The following is a 415-nucleotide window of genomic DNA, read 5'->3' on the forward strand; positions in this document are numbered from 1 at the left end:
TTCAGCACTGGCAAAGGTGAAGCTGACGGCGCTTTGATTGGCGGCAGTTACCGCGCTTTGGTCAAAGCCCATGCTGTAGCCTGACGGCGCTTCGGTGTCCTTATCTGCTGAGGCCGTGGCCTGAGGCGCCGCATTGCCTAGCGTGTCCGAGGCATCCGCCGTCAGGGCCAGCGCCCCCTCGGCCAGTCCGGACAGATCCAGGGTCAGGCTCCAGGCATTGCCCGATACGCTGGCGGTGCCGTTGACCTGGGCCGCGGCGCTGTCGGTGACGGTCACGGTGACGGTTTGGCCGTCTTCGATCAGCGTGCTGCTGCCGGACAGGGCAACGGCAGACGCCTCGGCGGCGCTGACCATGTCATCCTCCAGCTGCGGGCTGTCGAAGGAGAGGCTGGGAATGGCGCTGCCCTTGGCAACT

The 415-nt window shown here is 66.0% G+C and carries 1 pseudogene; it reads right to left on the bottom strand.

What is annotated here, in order from left to right:
* A pseudogene (locus L1069_RS23990) lies at positions 1-415 on the bottom strand (hypothetical protein); the annotation flags it as partial.

The sequence above is a fragment of the Leisingera sp. MMG026 genome, assembly GCF_021654205.1.
Lineage (GTDB): Bacteria > Pseudomonadota > Alphaproteobacteria > Rhodobacterales > Rhodobacteraceae > Leisingera.